This is a genomic window from Arthrobacter sunyaminii (assembly GCF_018866305.1).
GTDB lineage: Bacteria > Actinomycetota > Actinomycetes > Actinomycetales > Micrococcaceae > Arthrobacter_B > Arthrobacter_B sunyaminii.
In genome coordinates this window covers 2,202,231-2,222,959 of the sequence record NZ_CP076456.1, presented here as the reverse complement: position 1 = coordinate 2,222,959, position 20,729 = coordinate 2,202,231, and the positions used below count along the sequence as shown (strand labels likewise).

16 protein-coding genes are annotated in these 20,729 nt (G+C 64.8%); 7 read left to right on the top strand and 9 right to left on the bottom strand.

Translation table 11 applies throughout. From position 1 onward, the window contains the following. Positions 1–40 precede the first annotated feature (40 nt). The 3 genes from KG104_RS09925 to KG104_RS09915 all read right to left on the bottom strand — a co-directional run bounded on the left by KG104_RS09925 (position 41) and on the right by KG104_RS09915 (position 3,465). A complete protein-coding gene (locus KG104_RS09925) occupies positions 41–1,357 on the bottom strand; it encodes an ABC transporter substrate-binding protein (protein ID WP_237688575.1) in 1,317 nt (438 codons plus the stop codon). A 267-nt stretch (positions 1,358–1,624) separates the two neighbouring features. Continuing rightward, positions 1,625–2,794, bottom strand: coding sequence for a class I SAM-dependent methyltransferase (locus KG104_RS09920; RefSeq protein ID WP_372434110.1), 1,170 nt, complete (start codon positions 2,792–2,794; stop codon positions 1,625–1,627). After that, on the bottom strand, positions 2,791–3,465 hold the full coding sequence (locus KG104_RS09915; protein WP_104054173.1) for an IMPACT family protein: 675 nt from the start codon (positions 3,463–3,465) through the stop codon (positions 2,791–2,793). The genes KG104_RS09920 and KG104_RS09915 overlap by 4 nt, the downstream gene beginning before the upstream one ends. Before the next feature lie 93 nt (positions 3,466–3,558). On the opposite strand from KG104_RS09915, the gene coaE reads away from it, so the two are divergent. Together coaE and uvrB are read left to right on the top strand one after the other, a co-directional pair. Next, positions 3,559–4,179 carry a dephospho-CoA kinase gene (gene coaE / locus KG104_RS09910; protein WP_207346915.1) on the top strand — a complete coding sequence of 207 codons (621 nt, stop codon included), beginning with the start codon at positions 3,559–3,561 and terminating at the stop codon, positions 4,177–4,179. A 90-nt stretch (positions 4,180–4,269) separates the two neighbouring features. Further along, the gene (gene uvrB, locus KG104_RS09905) at positions 4,270–6,360 is read left to right on the top strand and encodes an excinuclease ABC subunit UvrB (RefSeq protein WP_207346914.1); all 2,091 of its coding nucleotides are present in this window, start codon (positions 4,270–4,272) and stop codon (positions 6,358–6,360) included. On the opposite strand, the gene KG104_RS09900 is transcribed toward uvrB, so the two are convergent. Next, positions 6,357–7,472 carry a polysaccharide pyruvyl transferase family protein gene (locus tag KG104_RS09900; protein WP_207346913.1) on the bottom strand — a complete coding sequence of 372 codons (1,116 nt, stop codon included), beginning with the start codon at positions 7,470–7,472 and terminating at the stop codon, positions 6,357–6,359. The genes uvrB and KG104_RS09900 overlap by 4 nt on opposite strands. A gap of 250 nt (positions 7,473–7,722) precedes the next feature. Here KG104_RS09900 and KG104_RS09895 point away from each other — a divergent pair, with 250 nt between their 5' ends. Then, positions 7,723–8,958, top strand: a complete 1,236-nt coding sequence (locus KG104_RS09895; RefSeq protein ID WP_237685163.1) for a TerC family protein — start codon at positions 7,723–7,725, stop codon at positions 8,956–8,958. 77 nt (positions 8,959–9,035) lie between these two features. Here the strand turns inward: KG104_RS09895 and KG104_RS09890 are convergent, their stop codons facing one another. Genes KG104_RS09890 through KG104_RS09880 form a run of 3 tightly spaced genes read right to left on the bottom strand, consistent with a single transcriptional unit; the run spans position 9,036 to position 13,382 of the window. Beyond that, entirely contained in the window at positions 9,036–10,355 is a 1,320-nt protein-coding gene (locus tag KG104_RS09890) for an alpha/beta fold hydrolase (protein WP_207346912.1), read from the bottom strand. Further along, positions 10,352–10,831, bottom strand: a complete 480-nt coding sequence (locus tag KG104_RS09885; protein WP_104054178.1) for a GNAT family N-acetyltransferase — start codon at positions 10,829–10,831, stop codon at positions 10,352–10,354. Before KG104_RS09885 ends, KG104_RS09890 begins: the two co-directional genes overlap by 4 nt. Before the next feature lie 10 nt (positions 10,832–10,841). Then, a complete protein-coding gene (locus KG104_RS09880; protein ID WP_207346911.1) occupies positions 10,842–13,382 on the bottom strand; it encodes a DEAD/DEAH box helicase in 2,541 nt (846 codons plus the stop codon). A gap of 108 nt (positions 13,383–13,490) precedes the next feature. On the opposite strand from KG104_RS09880, the gene KG104_RS09875 reads away from it, so the two are divergent. Continuing rightward, positions 13,491–14,270: a trans-aconitate 2-methyltransferase gene (locus KG104_RS09875; RefSeq protein ID WP_207346910.1), complete on the top strand. Its 780-nt coding sequence runs from the start codon at positions 13,491–13,493 to the stop codon at positions 14,268–14,270. On the opposite strand, the gene KG104_RS09870 is transcribed toward KG104_RS09875, so the two are convergent. Together KG104_RS09870 and KG104_RS09865 are read right to left on the bottom strand one after the other, a co-directional pair. Then, complete coding sequence (locus KG104_RS09870; protein ID WP_207346909.1) at positions 14,267–15,652, bottom strand: APC family permease; 1,386 nt, start codon at positions 15,650–15,652, stop codon at positions 14,267–14,269. The two genes, KG104_RS09875 and KG104_RS09870, sit on opposite strands and share 4 nt — an antisense overlap. Before the next feature lie 93 nt (positions 15,653–15,745). Continuing rightward, positions 15,746–16,393: an MBL fold metallo-hydrolase gene (locus tag KG104_RS09865; RefSeq protein WP_207346908.1), complete on the bottom strand. Its 648-nt coding sequence runs from the start codon at positions 16,391–16,393 to the stop codon at positions 15,746–15,748. A gap of 130 nt (positions 16,394–16,523) precedes the next feature. Between KG104_RS09865 and KG104_RS09860 the strand changes: the two genes are divergently transcribed. The 3 genes from KG104_RS09860 to KG104_RS09850 all read left to right on the top strand — a co-directional run bounded on the left by KG104_RS09860 (position 16,524) and on the right by KG104_RS09850 (position 20,662). Further along, complete coding sequence (locus KG104_RS09860; RefSeq protein WP_207346907.1) at positions 16,524–18,257, top strand: ABC transporter ATP-binding protein; 1,734 nt, start codon at positions 16,524–16,526, stop codon at positions 18,255–18,257. Between the two features lie 5 nt (positions 18,258–18,262). After that, a complete protein-coding gene (locus KG104_RS09855) occupies positions 18,263–20,209 on the top strand; it encodes an ABC transporter ATP-binding protein (RefSeq protein WP_207347178.1) in 1,947 nt (648 codons plus the stop codon). 75 nt (positions 20,210–20,284) lie between these two features. After that, the gene (locus KG104_RS09850) at positions 20,285–20,662 is read left to right on the top strand and encodes a GntR family transcriptional regulator (protein ID WP_237688574.1); all 378 of its coding nucleotides are present in this window, start codon (positions 20,285–20,287) and stop codon (positions 20,660–20,662) included. Positions 20,663–20,729: the final 67 nt, after the last annotated feature.

Here is a 20,729-nt window from a genome sequence, read left to right as displayed (position 1 = left end):
GAGGCCTCCGGCAGTGCCGGAGGCCCCGCTCGACTAGTTGCTAGTTGTTGACTACGAGCTCGTTCAGGAGCTTCATGGCCTCGTTCCAGGAGCCTTCCCCGTCAGTGGTGCCTGCATCAAGCTGGCCCAGTGCGGCGCTGAAGACTTTGTCCTGGATAACTGAGTCCTCCGGACCCTTGAACTGCGCTGTAACACCCTCCGCGCGCGATGCGAGGATTGCGCCGGTGGGTGCGTTGTTGAACAGCTCATTGGGCGCTGCCTCTTCGGCAAGCTGCTTTTGGGCCTCCACGGTGCTGGGGAAGTTGTTTGCTGCCGCAGACTGCTTCACCTGCTGCTCCGGGGCCGTCAGCCAGGCAGCCAGCTTCGCGGCTTCCTCCTTGTGCTCGGAAGTCTCCGGAACGGAGAGGAAGGCGCCACCCCAGTTTGAGGCTCCGCCGGGGAAGACATCAGCGAAGTCCCATCCGGCCTCCGCGCCTGCTCCTGCGGATTCCATCTGGGTTTGAATGGTGCCCAGCATCCAGCCCGGGCAGACGAAGGTTGCGAAGGATCCGTCAGCGAAAGCCTTGCCCTTGCCCCAGTCCCACTTCTTCTCGTTGGCGGACAGTCCGGCCTCCGTCCCTGCGGCGAGCTGCATGAACTGTTCCTTCATGGCGGCGTTGTCTTCGATGTTCAGCTCACCGTCGGCAGTGTAGTAGCCCTCCTCCATCTGGTTCACCATGGAGTTCCACACGAAGCCCGACTGGTCGTACCAGGCCAGGCCGGTCTTGTCGTGATACTGCTGGCCAATTTCGAAGTACTTGTCCCAGGTGGCGTCGTCTCCGCCGAACAGTTCAGCCACCGCCTCACGGTCGCTGGGGAGCCCGGCGGCCTCGAAGAGCTTGCCGTTGTAGCAGAGGCCCTGGGGGCCAATGTCGGTGCCGTAGCCAATGACGCGGCCCTCGGAATCGGTGCCCTGCTTGAACTTCCAGTCGACCCAGTTGTCCTTGATGTCTTCGGCTCCGTATTCATTGAGGTCCACGAACTGGTCGGACACTTCCATGATGGAACCGAGCCAGCCTTCTTCAATGGCAACCACGTCGCTTAGACCGGACCCGGCAGACAACTTTGTGAAGGCATCGGTCCGCGCGTTCTCGCCGCGGTCGATGTTGTTGGGGTTGATTTTGATGCCGGGGTTGGCGTCTTCGTATTCGGCGTACAGGTCGTCGTAGCCGAAGGTGCCGAACGTCGTAACGCTCAGCTCGATTGGATTCTCGGCGCTTGCCGCTTCCTGGTCGCCGCCGCCGCCGCAGCCTGACGCGAGCAGCGCCACAGCAGCGGCCCCTGCAATTGCCGCTGCGGGAAATCGGAAATTCTTCACGGTCACTCCTTTGTGTTCGGATAGAGCAGTGCAATCCCGGAACAGCGGACCGTGCCTCTTATCTGGGCAGGCTTGATCAACGGAAGCGGGATGGAGAAGGCATAAAAGGCTGGAACAGAGTTCTGCGCTCCGGGCCATCACACTTGGCTGAGAGAGCGCTCTCTTGACGTTCGCTTTACTCTAGGAGTGATATGGATCACTGTCAAGAGAGCGCTCTCTCAAGTTTTCCGGATACTTAGTCCGGGGCTCCGGTGTGGGCCGGTGCGGCTACCGCCTGGTACTGACGGTGACAGTGAACTTGGGGTTGCGCGCCACCTCGCGGGTGGGGCCGACCAGTCGGGTCAGGGCGGACTTGTAGGTCAGATGGCTGTTCCACACGGCCCACAGTTCCCCGCCCGGCGCGAGCACCCGACCGGCGTCGGCAAAGAGCTTCAAAGCGATCCCGGCATGCACGCTGGCGCCAATGTGGAACGGCGGGTTCAGCACGATCAGCTCCGCTGAGCGGTCCGGATGCCCGGCAAGGGCATCGTCGCGGCGGACCGACACGCGGTCCGCGACGCCGTTCGCGGTCATGGTTGCTGTTGCGGAGGCGACGGCGGCCGCCGACTGATCCGTCGCGATCACCCGCAGAGACGGACGGGTCAGTGCCAGGTACGCGGCGATGGCACCGGTGCCGCAGCCCAGATCCACCGCCGTCTGCGCCTGCCGGGCTCCGGCCAGGTGCGGCAGCAGGAACCGGGTGCCAATGTCCAGCGCTGCTCCGGCGAAGGCCGCACCGTGGGCCCTCAGCTCCAGCGGGGCCGGCAGCCCGACGTCGTGCCGCTGGGCCAGCGGAAAACGGTTGGCCGGCTGCACCGCGGCAGGCAGCGGACCGGACACCGTCAGTACCCGGGACTTCTGCCGCGCCAGGCCCGCCGTCACCGAGCCGAACCAGCGTCCCAGCACGTCGTTCATGGCCGTGGTCATGTGCTTGAGCCTGCCGCCGGCGTACACCACCACGTCCGGGGCGGCGTACGCGGCGATCAATGCGGCAATCTCCTCCAGGGCGTCCAGCGAACGCGGCAGGCGCAGCAGCACCGTCCGCGCCCCTGTCAGCAGGTCCGCGCCCAGCGGCAGGGACCGGTAGGTCTCGGCCAGCCCGGCGGCGTCGGCGTTGCGCCGCAGCGCCAGTTCGCCGGAGTACGGATCCTGATGAACCCGCAGGCCGCGCACGCCGTGAAGGGCAGCCGCCCCAAGGGTCAGTGCACCGTACGCGTCCCCAATAACGACGACGGCGCTTCCGTTTTCGCGCAGCCGCTCCGCCGCTGTGTCCAGGAGCAGGCGGTCGGCGGAGTCGTGGGCCTGCAGGTTCTCCGCCTCGACATCGGGCCGGCGGCTCAGCGACTCGAAGGAAAAGTCCGGTTCCTCGGGGAGCAGTCGGGCGGGGTCGTGCGTCACAGGTCGATCCATTCTGTTCTCAGGTGTTCGGGGGTGCTGCTGCCGGCGGTGAAGGTTGCGAGGCGCTCGGAAAAGAGGTCGATGCTGCCCGGGGTGTCCGGCAATGCCACGGTAATGGTGGCCCCCGAGGCGCCGTACTCCGTGCCGGTGACGCTGATCCCGGCGTTGCGCAGGTCATTCTCCAGCCGCCCGGCCTCGGCATGTCCCGCCGGCACCGCGTAGAGCTGCATCCGGCGGCGGCGGAGCAGGGGAGCGGTGGCCAGGGCGGAGGAAACGGACTCGGAATAGGCGCGTATCAGGCCGCCGGCGCCCAGCAGGATTCCGCCGAAATAGCGGACGGTCACCGCTGTGATGTCACTGAGGTCCGTGGCGCCGCCAAACGTTTCCCGCTTCGTCAGGGCTTCCAGCATGGGAAGGCCTGCGGTGCCGGAGGGCTCGCCGTCGTCATTGGAACGCTGAACTTCACGTCCCGGCCCGAGCACAAAGGCACTGCAGTGGTGGCGGGCGTCATGGAACTCACGGCGCAGCTCGGCGACCAGCGCGCGGGCCTGTTCTTCGGTTTCGGTGCGGCGCAGCACCGTGATGAAACGTGAGCGCTTGATCTCGAGTTCGGAGCGGTGTTCCCCGGCGATGGTGGTGTAGCGCCCCGCCGCCGCGTCGATGTCACTCACCCCAACAGTTTAGGCGCTGTTCAGTTCAAACGCTGCGCAGCAGGCTCCGCCCGCCTTCGGCGCCCGGTGCTGTGACACGGTAGCCTTGGGCGCATGCTGAGAGTAGGACTGACCGGCGGGATCGCCGCTGGAAAATCATTGGCCGCACGTACGCTGCGCGACCTTGGTGCCCTGGTCATCGACGCCGATGCCCTGGCACGCGAAGTGGTGGAGCCGGGCACCGAGGGGCTCGCCGCCGTCGTCGAGGCCTTTGGGCCGGGCATCCTGGACGGCGAAGGCCGTCTGGACCGGCCCGCGCTGGCGGCGGTGGTCTTTCGTGATGAGGCCAGGCGGGAAACCCTCAACGGCATTGTCCATCCCCGGGTGCGTGCACGGGCTGCTGAGCTGGAACGCGAAGCCGAGCCGGAGACCATCGTGGTTCATGACATGCCGCTGCTGGTGGAAACCGGACAGCACCGAAGCTTCGACTTTGTGCTGGTGATCGATGCGCCGGAGGAGGAACGGATCCGGCGGATGGCGGCGGACCGAGGCATGAGTGAGGAAGCGGCGCGGGCGCGGATCGCTGCGCAGGCTTCAGCTCAAGAGCGTGCCGCGGTGGCCGACGTCGTGCTCGTCAATGAGGGAACTGCCCATGAGCTCGTTGAAGCGGTGCGGCAGCTGTGGGAGACCCGGCTGCTGCCGCTGAACGACGAGCTGCTTCGGGCCGCGCGCTGACGCTCTCCGGCTGCCCGGAGGTGTTCAGCCCTGAGCTGACCGCACGCACTGCGGACGCATCCTGACCGCAGTGCGGAGTAGCTTTTAATCATGAGTCTTGCGCAGGACATCAAGAGAGTCGTTGCCCCCTTTGAAGTAATCAGCGATTACTCGCCCGCGGGCGACCAGCCCACCGCCATCAAGGAACTCGCCGAGCGGATCAAGGCCGGCGAAAAGGATGTGGTCCTCCTCGGTGCCACCGGTACCGGTAAGAGCGCGACGGCGGCCTGGCTGGTGGAGCAGGTCCAGCGGCCCACGCTCATCATGGTCCAGAACAAGACCCTCGCCGCGCAGCTGGCCAACGAGTTTCGTGAACTGCTGCCCAACAACGCGGTGGAGTACTTCGTCTCCTACTACGACTACTACCAGCCCGAAGCCTACGTTCCGCAGACGGACACTTTCATTGAGAAGGACTCCTCCATCAACGAGGAAGTGGAACGGCTGCGGCACTCCGCCACCAACGCGCTGCTGACCCGCCGCGACGTCATTGTGGTGGCCACCGTGTCCTGCATCTACGGCCTGGGAACCCCTGAAGAGTACATCGAAGCCATGGTCACGCTGCGCAAGGGCCAGCAGATGAACCGCGATGACCTGCTGCGCCGGTTCGTCAATATGCAGTACGCCCGCAACGACATGGACTTCCACCGCGGCACTTTCCGGGTCCGCGGCGACACCGTCGAGATCATTCCGATGTACGAGGAAAACGCACTGCGGATCGAGTTCTTCGGCGACGAGATTGAGAACATCTACACCCTCCACCCGCTCACGGGAAACGTCATTCGTGAGGAAACGGAAATGTACGTCTTCCCGGCGTCGCACTACGTGGCCGGCGAGGACCGGATGCACCGGGCCATCCGCCAGATTGAGGACGAGCTGCAGGTGCGGCTGGCCGAACTGGAGTCGCAGAACAAGCTGGTGGAAGCCCAGCGGCTGCGGATGCGGACCACCTACGATCTGGAAATGATGCAGCAGATGGGCTTCTGCAACGGCATCGAGAACTACTCCCGGCACATTGACGGCCGCGGTCCCGGCACCGCCCCGCACTGCCTGCTGGATTACTTCCCCGATGACTTCCTGCTGGTCGTGGATGAGTCCCACGTGACCATTCCGCAGATCGGCGCCATGTATGAAGGGGACATGTCCCGCAAGCGGACCCTGGTGGACCACGGCTTCCGGCTGCCGTCGGCCATGGACAACCGGCCGCTGAAATGGGATGAGTTCCTGGAACGCATCGGCCAGACCGTCTACATGTCCGCCACGCCCGGCAAATACGAACTGTCCAAGTCGGACGGCTTTGTTGAGCAGATTATCCGTCCCACCGGTCTGGTGGATCCGCAGGTGATCGTGAAGCCCAGCAAGGGCCAGATTGATGATCTGCTCGGGGAAATCCGCACCCGGACTGAGCGCAACGAGCGCGTGCTGGTCACCACGCTGACCAAGCGGATGGCCGAGGACCTGACGGGCTACCTGATGGAGCACGGGGTCAAGGTGGAATACCTGCACTCCGACGTCGATACCCTGCGCCGCGTGGAGCTGTTGCGTGAACTGCGGATGGGGACCTTCGACGTACTTGTGGGCATTAACCTGCTGCGTGAAGGTTTGGACCTTCCCGAAGTGTCGCTGGTGTCCATCCTCGACGCCGACAAGGAAGGCTTCCTGCGTTCCTCCACCTCGCTGATCCAGACCATTGGCCGTGCCGCCCGCAACGTCTCCGGTGAGGTTCACATGTACGCCGACCGGATCACCGATTCCATGGCGAAGGCCATCGATGAAACGAACCGCCGCCGTGCCATCCAGGTGAAGTACAACGAGGACCACGGGGTGGACCCCCAGCCGCTGCGCAAGAAGATCGCGGACATTACGGACTCGCTGGCCCGCGAGGACGCTGACACCAGGGCACTGCTGGCTGAGGCGGCCGACAAGAAGAACCGCAAGACCACCGGTAAGGGCAAGGGCGGCATCCGGAAGGACGGTTTGGCAGCTGCTCCCGCGGAGGATCTGGCCGGACTGATCGCATCCATGACCGAGCAGATGCACGCCGCCGCAGCGGAACTGCAGTTTGAACTGGCGGCACGGCTTCGCGATGAAGTGGGCGATCTCAAGAAGGAGCTGCGCCAGATGCAGAACGCCGGGCACGCCTAAAAAGGATAGAGGTGCCGCGCCTCAGCGAGCTTCACCCCGGTGAAAGTGTCCAGATTGGTGCGAAGAGTCGTGCTCCCCGGGGGAACCGCGCCTGCCGGCGAAGCCGGGGTGTCGAGGGCCCAGCCGCTCCCCAATCGGGTCAGCGACGTGTGTTTCACGTCGTAGTATCCCTCGCGGGCGGCATAGGCGATCCCGGGTGAGCCACCTGCCGATGCGAGCAGGTGGAAGTGAAACCGGGTGGTGAGCCACGACTGGTCCGGCCCCGCCGGGATGCCTTCTTCCCACACCCGTGTGAAGGGAAAGAAATTCTCTTCGGCAATCAGATCGGAAAGCTGATCGTACGCGGGCCGGTCAACCCCCGGGATGGCCTCCAAGTAGTTGACCAGTCTGCCCTGGGACAGGGCGGCCTGGACCTGGAGGCGGACGGCAGCCACTATCTGGCTGAACCGGCCGGCGTCAATCATGTCGCTCTGGATGCAGACATTCGTGGCTGCCGGACTGCGGGCGGGCCGCCGGGCATCAGCACGTATACCGAGGAAAGCATCATCGAGGCCGATGTTCAGTGAATAGGCCTCCGCGCTTTCGGCGTCGCGCACCGTTACATGGTCAAATCCCTGAAAAAGCCCGGCGGCTTCCTGAGGGGTGCCAATCAGAGGCATCAGGCCCTGCCCGGTCGCGTACAGCCTGGCGCCCGTCAGTTCCTTAACGGCTTTCATGCCGCTGACCAGAGCTGCGTGGTGCGGCCACACGCCATTGACATAACCTCCGCCGAGCAGGTGCAGGGAGCTTGCCTGCCGCAGCCTCACCAGTCCCATGTCGTAGTTGGGTGAACCAAGGCGGTGCACCAGGTGATGGACCCGCCGGCCTACTTCGACGGGTGGAAGTCCGTCTGAGTCGCGGACAGCACGCCAGAGGGTGTCGGTGATACGCAACCCCGGGTGCAGGCCTTCAAACAGCAAAGAGGCCGCACCCGGTTGGGGGCAGTCCAGCCACACAACGGCGTCGGGGGCGTTCACGGCCAGGAACCGAAGCCAGGAGGCTGTAATGAACTCATCGCCGAAGTTGGGGTTTCCAGCGGTGCCCACCAAATAGTGTTCAGACCCAGTGCTCATGCCATCAACGTAGCGCCACTTGGGCTGGGAATGCCGGATTGCCCGCCGCTGAGTCCGGTTTTCAAACGGGTGCAACCTGCGGGTGCTGCGGTAGACTTCTTGGGCGGCGCAGGGGAGTATCCTTTGTCGCTGTACCCGTCAGCACGCGGGGCGTCGTCGTTCCGCCGGGTGCAGCGGGCATTCGCAGCAGATGATTTCTGCGGATGCCGGAGAGACCTGCGTATAGTGTCGTGCCCGAAAGGTTTTCCAAATGCCCGAGTTACCCGTTGTCTTTGAGGTCGGCACCTTTGTTGTCCTCGGACTTGTCCTGCTCTTTGATCTCCTGCTGGTGGTCAAGCGCCCCCACGAGCCGTCCATGAAAGAAGCCGGCCTGTGGGTCGGGTTCTACGTTGGGCTCGCTTTGCTGTTCGCCGGGGCCATGTTCGTGTTCACCGGACCCGAGTACGGCAGTCAGTTTGTTGCGGGGTGGGTTACTGAATACAGCCTGAGCATCGACAACCTCTTCGTTTTCATCATCATCATGGCGCGCTTCTCGGTACCCCGTAAGTACCAGCAGGAAGTGCTGATGTTCGGCATCATTATTGCCCTGATCCTGCGCGGCATCTTCATCATCATTGGTGCGGCAGTCATTGAGAACTTCAGTTGGGTCTTCTTCATCTTTGGTGCCTTCCTGCTCTGGACCGCCTACAAGCAGGCCACCGACAACGGTGAGGACGAGGATGAAGGCAGCGACAATAAGCTGATCTCCAAGCTGCGCAATGTCCTGCCGATGACCGAGAAGTTCGATCAGGGCAAGATCCGCACCGTGGTGGACGGCAAAAAGGTCTTCACCCCCATGCTGATCGTGTTCATCACGATCGGTGTCACCGACCTGATGTTTGCCGTCGACTCCATTCCGGCCATCTTTGGCCTGACCCAGAGCGCCTTCATTGTGTTCACCGCCAACATCTTTGCGCTCATGGGCCTGCGCCAGCTGTACTTCCTGCTGGGCGGCCTGATGGACCGGCTGATCTACCTCAAGCACGGCCTGTCCGTCATCCTGGCGTTCATCGGCGTGAAGCTGATCCTGCATGCCCTGCACGTCAATGAGCTGCCGTTCATCAACGGCGGCGAGCACGTTGGCTGGGCGCCGGAAATCCCCACCTTCGTCTCACTGGCCGTCATCCTCGGCACGATCGTGATTGCCACCGTGGCCTCGCTGCTCAGCCCCAAGGCGAAGGCGGTCCAAGCCGTTGCCACGCTGGAGAACGCACTGAAGGTGTACCGGAATCTCGGCGAAGATGCCCCGCATGAAGAGCGTGTGGAAGCCTACGACAAGGTGGCCGAAAGCTACCGCACCGCCACCACCGTTGCCAAAAACCGCGACGACGTCGACCTGCCGGAGATCACGGATGAGGCCCGCGCTGAATTCCGCGCCAGCAACCCGCGCCTCCAGGGTCCCCGCGCCGACGGCGAAGCTACCCCGGCCGACCAGACCGACAAGTAGGATCTCCCAAACGGCAAAGCGCCGCTCTTCCTTCAGGGAAGGGCGGCGCTTTTCCGTGTTCCGGAGGCTGTCGCAGGTCAGCCGGCCTGAGACGATTCGCCCCGCACCATGGCCAGGAGCCGGTTGAAGATGCCCTCGCCGTCGTCGGCAATGCCGTCGTGGTGGAAGTCGGCGCTTTCCCAGACCTGCAGACCCCGCACGGCAGCGGCAGTCTCAAGGGACAGGTCCCGGTCCACATAGATGTCGTCAGTGTAGACGGCGGCGGCCACGGGCACGGTGTTCCGGGCCAGCTGGGCGGTGTCATACAGTGCGGGCCAGTTGTCTTTGGCTGCCAGCAGCTCAGCAGGCTCCTTTAAGGGCGCCAGGGCCGGATCTTCGTCGAAGTACCAGGGGTAGACCATTTCGCCGGTGTACAGGGGCTCTGCCGCGTCCGGCTCGAAGTCGGGGAAATCCTTCAATACCCGCTCCGCGGCCCAGCCGGTGGCTTCGCCCTGGCCGTAGATGGATTCGTGCATCAGCGCATACAAAGGGTTGGAGGATCGGCTGACCAGAGCGTGGACGGACTCCAGGAACGTATCCGAGAGCCGGTCCCCGTCAGGCGTGGGCACAAAGGCTTCCTGCAGCAGAAGGTGCAGGCCGTCCATCCGGGTGTTGCCGCCCAGGAAGGAGCCGGTCATCTGGAAGCGCCGCACGCTCAGCCGCTCACCCGAGGGCAGGTACTCCGGGACGTTCTCCAGATGGCGGGCGATCCGGGTAGTGATGCCGCGGTCCTGCGGATATTTCTCGAAATACTCTGCGTTGCGGGCCGCTACACGGGAAAACGTCGCCTGATAGACACGGTCCGCAGGACCGGTCAACGGAGCCAGGCCACCGGTGATCAGCGACTCGCGCAGCCCGTGCGGAGCAAAGGACAGGTACGTCAGCGTGCAGAAGCCGCCATAGCTCTGCCCGTACGTGGTCCAGGGCCCCGAGCCGAGGGCTGCGCGGATCAGTTCGGCGTCGGCCACGATCGAGTCCGCCCGGAAATGTGTCAGATAATCCGCCTGGGCGGCTGCATCCCCGCGCAGGGCAAGGGTCTGCCGGTTGGCGGGAGTGGACAGGCCGGTTCCGCGCTGGTCCAGCATCAGGATGCGGAAGTGCTTGGACGCTGTCTTGGTCCAGCCGCTGAAGGACAGGAGCCGGGAGCCCTTTCCTCCGGGACCGCCCTGCAGGTACAGCAGCCACGGCAGCAGCTCCGCCTCAGCCTGCGGCAGTTCGGCGTCGGAGTATTCGCGGGCAAAAACGGTGATGGTTTCGCCGTCGGGCGCCGAATGATCCAGCGGAACGGTGAAATGATGATCTGTGACGCGCATGCCGCGTACCCCGTAGGGTGCCGAAGCCGTGTGGGGAACGCTCATGCGGCAGCACCGCCAAAGGTGGTCAGGGCGTCACCGGTGAGCCGGAACGTGGTCCACTCATCCTGCGGCACCGCGCCGAGCGACTTGTAGAAGCGGATGGACGGCTCGTTCCAGTTGAGCACGCACCACTCCACCCGCGCGTAGCCCCGCTCGACGGCGATTTCGGCCAGAGTGCGCAGCAGAGCCTTGCCATAGCCCTTGCCCCGCGCCTCGGGCCGGACATACAGGTCCTCCAGGTAGATTCCGTGCACGCCCTCCCAGGTGGAGTAGTTCAGGAACCACAGGGCAAAGCCCTGCACAGCTCCGGAATCCACTGCCACGTGGGCAAAGATGGCCGGGTTCTCTCCGAAGAGGTTCTGCTCCAGCGCCTGAACGGTGTTCTTGACGGCGTGCGGCTCTTTTTCGTAGATCGCCAGGTCATGGATGAGTTCAAGGATGACCGGGACATCTTCCGGGCGGGCGGGGCGAATCTGCATGCCCTCCAGCCTAGTCCAGCCGGCCCGCCGTCATGACCTTGATGACGGGGGAGCCTGCCTCGTCCGAGGCCGCCAGATCCACCTCGGCCGTGATCCCCCAGTCCAGGTGGTTGGCCGGATCCTTGAAGATCTGCCGGACCTCCCATTTGCCGGGCAGCTCCTTGATGATCAGCAGGTTCGGTCCGCGGCCGTCGGGACCGTCGTCAATGTCCTCGTGCTCTTCGAAGTACGCGTCCAGCACGTCCGCCCAGCGGTCGGCATCCCAGCCGGAACCGCCGTCGAGCTCGCCCAGGGCGCGGTCATCCTCGTCCGCGAACAGCTTCACCCGCTGGAACATTTCATTGCGGACCATGACGCGGAACGCGCGCACGTTGGAGGTGAGCTTATCCGGAACCGGCGGCAGGACCGGCTCGTCGCCGGCATCGGGGTTGATGCCGTTGGTGAGCTCTTCCCATTCGTCCAGCAGCGAGGAGTCGGTCTGGCGGACCAGTTCACCGAGCCACTCGATGATGTCCTCCAGATCCTCGCGCAGCCGCTCCGGCGGAACGGTGTGCAGCAGGGCCTTGTAGGTGTCCGAGAGGTAGCGCAGCAGCACGCCTTCGGAGCGGGCCAGGGAGTAGAACTGCACGTATTCGCCGAAGCTCATGGCGCGTTCGTACATGTCGCGGACAATCGACTTGGGGCTGAGCTCGAACTCGCCCAGCCACGGGGCGCCGGACCGGTACACCTCGAAGGACTGCTCCAGCAGCTCCGCCAGCGGCTGCGGATAGGTGACTTCCTCGAGCAGGGCCATGCGCTCGTCGTACTCGATGCCCTGGGACTTCATGGCCGCGATGGCCTCGCCGCGGGCCTTCTTCTCCTGGGCCGAGAGCACCTGCCGGGGCTTTTCCATGATCGCTTCGATCACGGACACCACGTCCAGGGCGTAGGACGGGCTGTCCGGATCCAGGATCTCCAGGGAGGCCATCGCAAACGGGGACAGCGGCTGGTTCAGGGCAAAGTTCGGCTGCAGGTGCACCTTCAGGCGGACGGTGCGGCCGTCGGCGTCGGGCTCAGGGAGGACTTCCACAATGCCGGCGGTCTTCAGCTCCCGGTAGATGCTCAGGGCCTTCTTCATCAGCGCCAGCTGCGAGGACCGGGTCTCATGGTTGTGCGTGAGCAGCTTCTTGGCCGCGGCGAAGGGATCCCCCGGGCGCTCCAGCAGGTTCAGCAGCATGGAGTGGGTGATGTTGAAGCTGGAGGTCAGCGGTTCAGGCGTGCCGTCCACGAGCTTCTCGAAGGTGGGCTTGCCCCAGGACACAAATCCGGCCTGCGGTTTCTTCTTCACCACCTGGCGCAGCTTCTTCTGGTCATCACCGAACTTGGCGTGCGCCTTGGCCATGGCCTTCACGTTTTCGATCACGTGTTCCGGCGCCTGCACGACGACGGTGCCCGCCGTGTCGTAGCCGGCCCGCCCGGCGCGTCCTGCGATCTGGTGGAACTCGCGGACCTTCAGCGGACGGGTGCGGGTGCCGTCGTACTTGGACAGGGCAGTGATCAGCACGGTGCGGATGGGTACGTTGATGCCCACCCCCAGGGTATCGGTGCCGCAGATGACTTTCAGGAGCCCGGCCTGCGCCAGCTGTTCCACCAGGCGGCGGTACTTGGGCAGCATGCCGGCGTGGTGGACGCCGATGCCGTGGCGGACCAGCCGGTTCAGGGTCTTGCCGAAGCCGGGGGCGAAGCGGAAGCCCGCAATGAGCTCGGCGATCTTGTCCTTTTCCTCGCGGGTGCAGACGTTGATGCTCATCAGCGCCTGGGCCCGGTCGATGGCCTCGATCTGGGAGAAGTGCACCACGTAAACCGGCACCTGCTTGGTGGCCAGCAGTTCCTCGAGGGATTCCTGGACCGGGGTTTCCACGTAGTAGTAGTGCAGCGGAATGGGCCGCTGCACCGAGGAGACGGTAACGGTGTCCCGGTTGGTGAGCTCGCTAAGTTCGTTGGCGATCCGGGTCATGTCGCCCAGGGTCGCGGACATGAGCAGGAACTGCGCCTGGGGCAGCTCCAGCAGGGGCACCTGCCAGGCCCAGCCGCGCTGCGGATCGGAGTAGAAGTGGAACTCATCCATGATGACGGTGCCCAGGTCCGCATCCGGTCCCTCGCGCAGGGCAATGTTCGCCAGGATTTCCGCCGTGCAGCAGATAATCGGGGCGTCCTTGTTCACCGAGGAATCGCCGGTGACCATGCCGACGTTCTCGGCACCGAAAATCTCGCACAGGGCGAAGAACTTCTCGGACACCAGCGCCTTGATGGGGGCGGTGTAGTAACTGCGCTCATCGTGGGCCATGGCGTGGAAGTGGGCGGCAATGGCGACCATCGACTTGCCGGAGCCCGTGGGGGTGGCGAGGATGACGTTGTTGCCCGTCACCAGTTCCATCACGGCTTCGTCCTGCGCCGGGTATAGCGACATGCCCCGGCTCTCGACCCACTCCAGGAAGGATGTGTAGGTCTCATCGGGGTCGATGGTGCGGGTGCTGGAGGGGCCGGAGGCAAGCTGTTCAAGAAGTTTCATGTCCATACCAGAGTATCGGGCGCGGCTGTGCGCCGTGGACCGCCCCCGCATGACCCGAGATGAAGGCTTCCCGCTGCCGGCCCAAGCCCCTTTGCTAGGCTCGGCGCCATGAAATGGGATCCCCGAAAATACACACAGTTCTCCTCGCACCGCGACCGCCCCTTTTTTGATTTGACCGCGCGCATCCAGGCCGACGCGCCGCGCCGCGTCGTCGACCTGGGCTGCGGACCCGGCACCCTGACGGCGGCGCTCGCCGCCCGCTGGCCCGAAGCCCGGGTTACCGGCGTCGACTCCTCCGCTGAAATGGTGGAGCAGGCGGGCGCCCTGGAGGGCGCTCCGGCGAATCTGGAATTTGTCCGCGGGGGCATCGAGGAATGGGAACCGCAGCCCGGAACCGATGTGGTGGTCTCCAACGCTGCCCTGCAGTGGGTCCCCGGCCACCAGGACCTGATGCGCCGCTGGGCCAAACAGCTCGACGCCGGCGCCTGGCTCGCCGTGCAGGTTCCCGGCAACTTCGGGGCCCCGTCACACGCCCTGATGCGCGAACTCGCCGCGAGCGCTGCCTGGTCGGACAAACTGGACGGTGTCCTGCGCCATGCCGACGCCGTGGATGAACCGGAGGATTACCTTGGCCTGCTGACCGAGGCGGGATTTGACGCCGATGTTTGGGAGACCAGCTACTCCCAGGTCCTGCAGGGCGAGGACCCGGTGCTCGAATGGGTGCGCGGAACAGCCCTGCGGCCGGTTATCGCAGCTTTGGACCCGGAGGACTTCGGGCGGTTCGAAGCCGAGTATGCCGCCCTGCTGCGGGAGGCCTATCCGCAGCACGCCTGGGGTACCGTCTTTCCGTTCCGCCGGATCTTCATGGTGGGCCGGAAGCAGGGCTAGGACGGGGACTGTCCCGGCCGCCGCCGTGCAGCCTTCATCAGCGGCGTGTTCAGGTTGTCGATCTGTTCATTGGCGTGCGCCCGGTCCCCGGCACCGCCGCGCTGATAGTGCCGCGCCAGGTACAGCGCACCACCCAGGGCGGTGAGCAGGAAGCCGGTGATCAGGGCGGCCGGGTCCAGAGACGGCAGCTGGCTCGCTGCTGCCAGGACCGCGAGGATCGGAATGACCGGACCCAGCGGGAGCTTGGCTCCCTCGCCCGGCCATTTGCGGAACCCCAGCACAGCGGCCGCAACGCTCACGACAATCATGGCCACGATAGCCGCCACGTTGGCGACCGAGACCACGAAGGTGGTGTCATTGAGCAGCACCAGGACCACGGTGATGACACCCAGCAACAGCACGCTCACATAGGGGTGGCCGTTGCGGGTCTGGCGGCCGAGTGCGGGCGGCACATCCCCGCGGGCCACCATCCGCAGCATGATTTCCGAAGCGCCGAGCACATTCGCGTTGGCACCGGACAGGGTGGACAGGCACGCCGCGAAGGCCACCAGCACGCCGCCCCAGGTACCCATCACGATTTCTGCGGCCTGGGAGACACCGGTGGCCGTAAAGACCGTGACTCCGCTGGCCACCATGGCCAGGGCCGTGCCCAGATAGATGATTCCGGACACCAGCAGGGTGAGCAGGATGGCACGGGGCACCGTTTTGCGCGGATTCTTCACCGAGCCGGCCATATTCGTGATGACGTTGAAGCCGGTGTACGCGGTGAACAACAGCGCTGCCGCCGAAAAGACGCCACCGGTGCCCTGCGGCAGCGGCCGGTCAACCTTTTCCGGAGTCAGTTCCGTCAGGCCCCAGACGGCAAACAGCACGAGCAGCGCGAGTTTGATGCCCACGATCCAGGTTTCCGCCTTGGCGACCAGCGACGTCGGCCCCAGATTAAGTGCCGTGACCAGGACGGTGGCAACCAGCCCGAGGGTCAGGGCGCCGACGGCCGGCAGGAAATACTCGCTGAGGTAATCACCGAAGGAGTCAACGAGGTAGGCGACGATCGTGGCTCCGTTGAGGTAGAACGCCCACATCACCACAAAGCGCCAAAACGGACTCAGGATGTCCCCGACGGGCCCGTAACCGGATTCCCCGTCCTTCGCCCGCGTGGAGACCACAACGAAGGACAGTGCACACAGGGCCATGACAACGCCCGCAATGACATAGCTCAGAACCGCTCCGGAACCGGCCAGGTTGATCGCCGTTCCGGACAGGGTGAAAACGCCGCCGCCCACCGTGGTGCCGACACCGAACGCCACGCAGGCAACCAGTCCGATTTGAGGTTTGACGGCGGCTGAAGGCCCGGAAGCGGACGACGACGGTACTGTGGCCACGGTTTTCCCGCTCTCATCGGTCTCCGAAAGGTCCCTTGTTGAGCGTAAAACCCTCAATCAGCAGGGGTCAACGGAGCAGGCGCTGCAGACCTGCTACCAGCCGCGTTCCTTCCATTCCGGCAGGTGCGGCCGCTCTGCGCCCAGTGTTGTTCCTGCCCCGTGGCCCGGGTGGACGATGGTGTCATCCGGGAGCTGTCCGAACACGCGTTCGACTACGTCTGCATAGAGCGACGCGAAACGTTCCGGATCCTGCTGGGTGTTGCCCAATCCCCCGGGGAAGAGGGAATCGCCGGTAAACAGATGCGCCGGGCCGTTCGGATCGCGGTAGAGCAGGGCCACTGAACCGGGGGTGTGGCCGCGGAGCTTGATGGCCTCGAGCTCGAACCCCCCGGGCCCGCCGATGTGGAGGGTATCCCCGTCCACGAGCAGCATGTTGGTGGGCACCTCGATATCCGGCGCATCTTCACGGCCGGCGGCGGTGCGTGCTCCGGTGGCCTGCACGGCTTCAGCGAGCGCCCGTACATGGTCCCAGTGGCTGTGAGTGGTGACTATCAGCTCCACCTTTGCGGGAACAGCGGCGTCTGCGGCCGCTTCGGACAGCAGCTCCCGGATGGCCGGAAAGTCAGCTGCGGCGTCGATGAGGACCTGCGCCCCCGTGTCCCTGTCCGTGAGGACGTACACGTTGTTGTCCATGCTGGACACGGACCGGCTGCGGATGGTGACGTTCTTCAAATCAAACATGCCGCCAGTCTAGTTCCGCGCTCGCGGATGTTGACCCCACAGTCCCAGGCAGAAAGTCTTGTCTGTCCGGGAAGGCGGGCGTACGTTCAAAGGGTGCCGGGAACCCCTCCGGCCGGTTCCTGGAGGAAGCGTGCTCCTAAGGCTTGTCCGGCAAAACCTGGCGCCCTACAAAGGTGCCGTTGCCGCCGTCGTCGTCCTGCAGTTCCTGCAAACCGCCGCCACACTGTTCCTGCCCACCCTGAACGCCGGCATCATTGACCGCGGCGTGGTCCCCGCCAATACCGGCGTGATCCTGGATCTGGGCGGCTGGATGCTCGTGATCACGGCAGGCCAGGTGGTCTGTGCCGTGGCCGCCACGTACTTTGCGTCACGGGTGGCCATGAGTGTGGGCCGCAACATCAGGGACGAGCTGTTCACCACGGTGGAGTCCTTCTCCTCGCGGGAAGTGGGGGTGTTTGGCGCCCCTTCCCTGATCACCCGCACCACCAATGACGTGCAGCAGGTGCAGATGGCGCTGCTGATGACGTTCACGGTGATGGTGTCCGCGCCGATCATGGGCATTGGCGGAGTGCTGCTGGCATTGAACCAGGACGTGGCCCTGTCCGGGATCCTGCTGCTGATCCTGCCGGTGCTCTTTGCCGTCATCGGACTGGTGCTGCGCCGGCTGATTCCGCTGTTCCGGCGGGCGCAGAAGCAGATTGACCGCGTCAACTCGGTGCTCCGGGAGCAGATCATGGGGGTGGCGGTGATCCGGGCCTTCGTTCGCGAGCGCACCGAGGAAGCCCGCTTCGACACCGCCAACGCGGATCTGACCGGAACCCAGCTGCGGACCGCCCAGTACATGGCGCTGCTGTTTCCGGCGGCCATGCTGGTGGCCAACCTGGCGTCCGTGGCGGTGGTCTGGTTCGGCGCCTACCGGATTGACGCCGGGCAGATGCAGATCGGTGCCCTGACCGCGTTCATCGCCTACATCATGCAAATCCTGATGGCCGTCATGATGTCCATGTTCATGATCATGATGCTGCCGCGTGCCGCCGTCTGCGCCGAACGGATCTACGAGGTCCTGGACACGGAAAGCACGGTGCACGACGCCGATGCCGCCGCCCCGCTGGTGTACGACGGCGGCACCCTGGACTTCAGGGAGGTGGGCTACACCTACCCGGGGGCCGAGGCTCCGGTGCTGCAGGACATCAGCTTTACGGCACAGTCCGGACAAACCACGGCCATCATAGGATCCACCGGAGCGGGCAAGTCCACCCTGCTGAACCTGGTGCCGCGGCTGCTGGATGCCACCTCCGGGGGGATCTACATCGACGGACAGGACATTGAGGCGGTCACGCTGCACTCCCTGCGCAGCGGCATAGGCCTGGTGCCGCAGAAGGCCTACCTTTTCTCCGGCACCATTGCTTCGAATCTGCGCTTTGGACGCCCCGAGGCCACGGATGCCGAGCTCTGGGAAGCGCTGGAGATTGCCCAGGCTGCGGAATTTGTCCGCGATTCCGAGGGGGCGCTGGAGCACCGGGTGGAGCAGGGCGGCGGCAACTTCTCCGGAGGGCAGCGCCAGCGCCTGGCCATTGCCCGCGCCCTGGTGGTGCGGCCGGCCATCTACCTCTTCGATGACAGCTTCTCCGCACTGGACTTTGCCACCGACGCCCGGCTGCGTGCCGCCCTGAAACAGCGGACCCGGAATTCCACGGTGCTGATCGTGGCGCAGCGCATCAACACCATTGCCGACGCCGCGCGCATTGTTGTCCTTGACGAGGGGCGCGTTGCCGGCCAGGGGACGCATGAGGAGCTGCTGGAGACCTCTTCCACCTACCGGGAGATTGTTGAATCCCAGCTGACGGCGGAGGAGGTGCAGTGAGCGGGATGCGCGCCGGACACGGACCGGGCGCCCGCGGTCCGGCTGCCAAACCTTTGAACTTCCGGTCCAGCGTCCGGAGGATCCTGGCCCTGATGAGCCCGGACCGGATGCGGGTGGCACTGGTGATGGTGGCCGCCGTCGTTTCCGTGGCGCTCGCCGTTACCGCACCCCGGATCCTGGGGGAGGCGACCAACGTCATCTTTGACGGCGTGATCGGCGCCGGGCTGCAGCCGGGAATCAGCAAGGCCGACCAGGTGCAGGCCCTGCGCGACTCGGGGGAGGATCAACTGGCGGACATGCTCGCCGCCATGGATGTGGTGCCCGGCCAGGGACTGGATTTCGGGCGGCTCGGGATGCTGGTGCTGGGGGTGCTGGCGATCTATCTTGCGGCGTTCTTCTTCGGCTGGCTGCAGGCACGCGTCACCGCGCGGGTGGTGCAGGGGGCCATGTACCGGCTGCGGAAGGAGGTGGACGGCAAGCTGTTCCGGCTTCCCATGTCCCACTTCCAGCGCGAATCACGCGGCGACGTGCTCAGCCGCGTCACCAATGACATCGACAACCTGGCGCAGACGCTTTCCCAGACACTGACCCAGATCATCACCTCCGCGCTCACCATCGTGGGGGTGCTGGGCATGATGTTGTGGCTCTCCCCGCTGCTGGCACTGATAGCCGTGATCACGGTGCCGGTGTCCGCGGTCGTGACCGTACTTATCGCCAGGCGCTCGCAGGCGCAGTTCATGCAGCAGTGGAAGTCCACGGGGGAGGTCAACGGGTATATCGAGGAAATGTTCAGCGCGCAGGACGTGGTGAAGGCCTTTGGCCAGCAGGAACGCGTGGTGGAGGGATTCCGGCCCGCCAACGAGACCCTCTACCGCTCCTCCTTCAAGGCACAGTTCGTTTCCGGCATCATCATGCCCACCATGCAGTTCATCTCCAACCTGAACTATGTGGCGGTGGCCGTGGTGGGTGGTCTCCTGGTGGCCAACGGGCGTCTGTCCATCGGGGGAGTGCAGGCCTTCATCCAGTACAGCCGGCAGTTCTCCCAGCCCCTGGGGCAGATCGGCTCGCTGATCAACATGCTGCAGTCAGGTGTTGCCTCAGCCGAACGTGTGTTCGAACTTTTGGATGAGAAGGAACAGGACCCGGACCCCAGGGATGCGCTGACCCTCAAGGATGTGCAGGGCCGCGTAGCTTTTGAGCACGTGGATTTCAGCTACTCCCCGGAAGCTCCCCTGATCCGGGACCTGTCCTTTACTGCAGAGCCCGGGCAGACCGTGGCGATTGTCGGTCCCACGGGGGCTGGAAAGACCACCCTGGTCAACCTGCTGATGCGCTTCTATGAGGTGGATTCCGGCAGGATCACCATCGACGGTACGGATATTGCACGCATGCGGCGCGACGACGTGCGGCAGCTGATCGGCATGGTGCTCCAAGATGCGTGGCTGTTCGAGGGGACCATTAGGGAGAACCTGGCCTACGGGGCTCCCGGCGCGACCGACGAACAGATAGTCGAGGCGGCCCGCGCCACCCATGTGGACCACTTTGTGCGCTCGCTGCCCGAAGGGTATGACACGCTCCTGGAATACGACGGCGGTTCACTGAGCCAGGGACAGCGGCAGCTGATCACCATCGCGCGGGCCTGGCTGGCGAACCCGTCCATCCTGATACTGGACGAGGCAACCAGTTCCGTGGATACCCGAACCGAGATCTCCATCCGGCTGGCAATGAATGCCCTGCGGGAGGCGCGGACCAGTTTCGTGATCGCCCACCGGCTCTCAACCATCCGGGACGCGGACGTCATCCTGGTGGTGCGGCACGGCGAGATTGTGGAACAGGGAACGCATGACGCACTGCTGGCAGCCGAGGGGTTCTATGCCCAGCTGTACCGGTCCCAGTTTGCCGGGACGGAAACCGTCGCCGAAGGTGCGGGCGACGGGGCGGGGCCGCTGTGACCCGCCTGCCTGCCGGGGCGGCTCTGCCGTGGCAAAATGGAACAGGCATCCATTCCCCAACCTGAAGGCGGTCCCGTGAGCGACGACGTCCTGTCCTGGGTCCGCATCGACGCGGCAAGCTCGGTTCCTCCCTTTGAGCAGCTGAGGGTCCAGATTCTCGACGCTGCCAATGACGGAAGGCTCCCCGTCGGAACCCGGCTGCCCCCCGTGCGGGCGCTCGCCGCCCGGATGGGCCTGGCCGTAAACACCGTCGCCCGGGCCTACCGCGAACTGGAGCAGGCCGAGGTGGTGACCACGCGCTCGCGGGCGGGAACCGTCATCGCTGCGGCCGGAGACAACGGCAAGCGGCGGGTGGCCGAAGCAGCCCGGATCTTCGCGGACTCGGTCCGTGCCAACGGGATGGATCCGAAGGAAGCAGTGACTTACGTCGAGACGGCTCTTCGCCTGCGGTGAAACCGCGGCCTCGAATACTTCTTCGAACCTAACGGTGAACTACAGTGGAAAATGTGTCTACAGCTAC

Bases quoted from the DNA above. Each gene is read 5' to 3' on its own strand.
- coaE (WP_207346915.1), top strand. From the start codon at position 3,559: ATGCTGAGAGTAGGACTGACCGGCGGGATCGCCGCTGGAAAATCATTG.
- uvrB (WP_207346914.1), top strand. From the start codon at position 4,270: ATGAGTCTTGCGCAGGACATCAAGAGAGTCGTTGCCCCCTTTGAAGTA.
- KG104_RS09900 (WP_207346913.1), bottom strand. From the start codon at position 7,472: ATGAGCACTGGGTCTGAACACTATTTGGTGGGCACCGCTGGAAACCCC.
- KG104_RS09895 (WP_237685163.1), top strand. From the start codon at position 7,723: ATGCCCGAGTTACCCGTTGTCTTTGAGGTCGGCACCTTTGTTGTCCTC.
- KG104_RS09890 (WP_207346912.1), bottom strand. From the start codon at position 10,355: ATGAGCGTTCCCCACACGGCTTCGGCACCCTACGGGGTACGCGGCATG.
- KG104_RS09885 (WP_104054178.1), bottom strand. From the start codon at position 10,831: ATGCAGATTCGCCCCGCCCGCCCGGAAGATGTCCCGGTCATCCTTGAA.
- KG104_RS09880 (WP_207346911.1), bottom strand. From the start codon at position 13,382: ATGAAACTTCTTGAACAGCTTGCCTCCGGCCCCTCCAGCACCCGCACC.
- KG104_RS09875 (WP_207346910.1), top strand. From the start codon at position 13,491: ATGAAATGGGATCCCCGAAAATACACACAGTTCTCCTCGCACCGCGAC.
- KG104_RS09865 (WP_207346908.1), bottom strand. From the start codon at position 16,393: ATGTTTGATTTGAAGAACGTCACCATCCGCAGCCGGTCCGTGTCCAGC.
- KG104_RS09855 (WP_207347178.1), top strand. From the start codon at position 18,263: ATGCGCGCCGGACACGGACCGGGCGCCCGCGGTCCGGCTGCCAAACCT.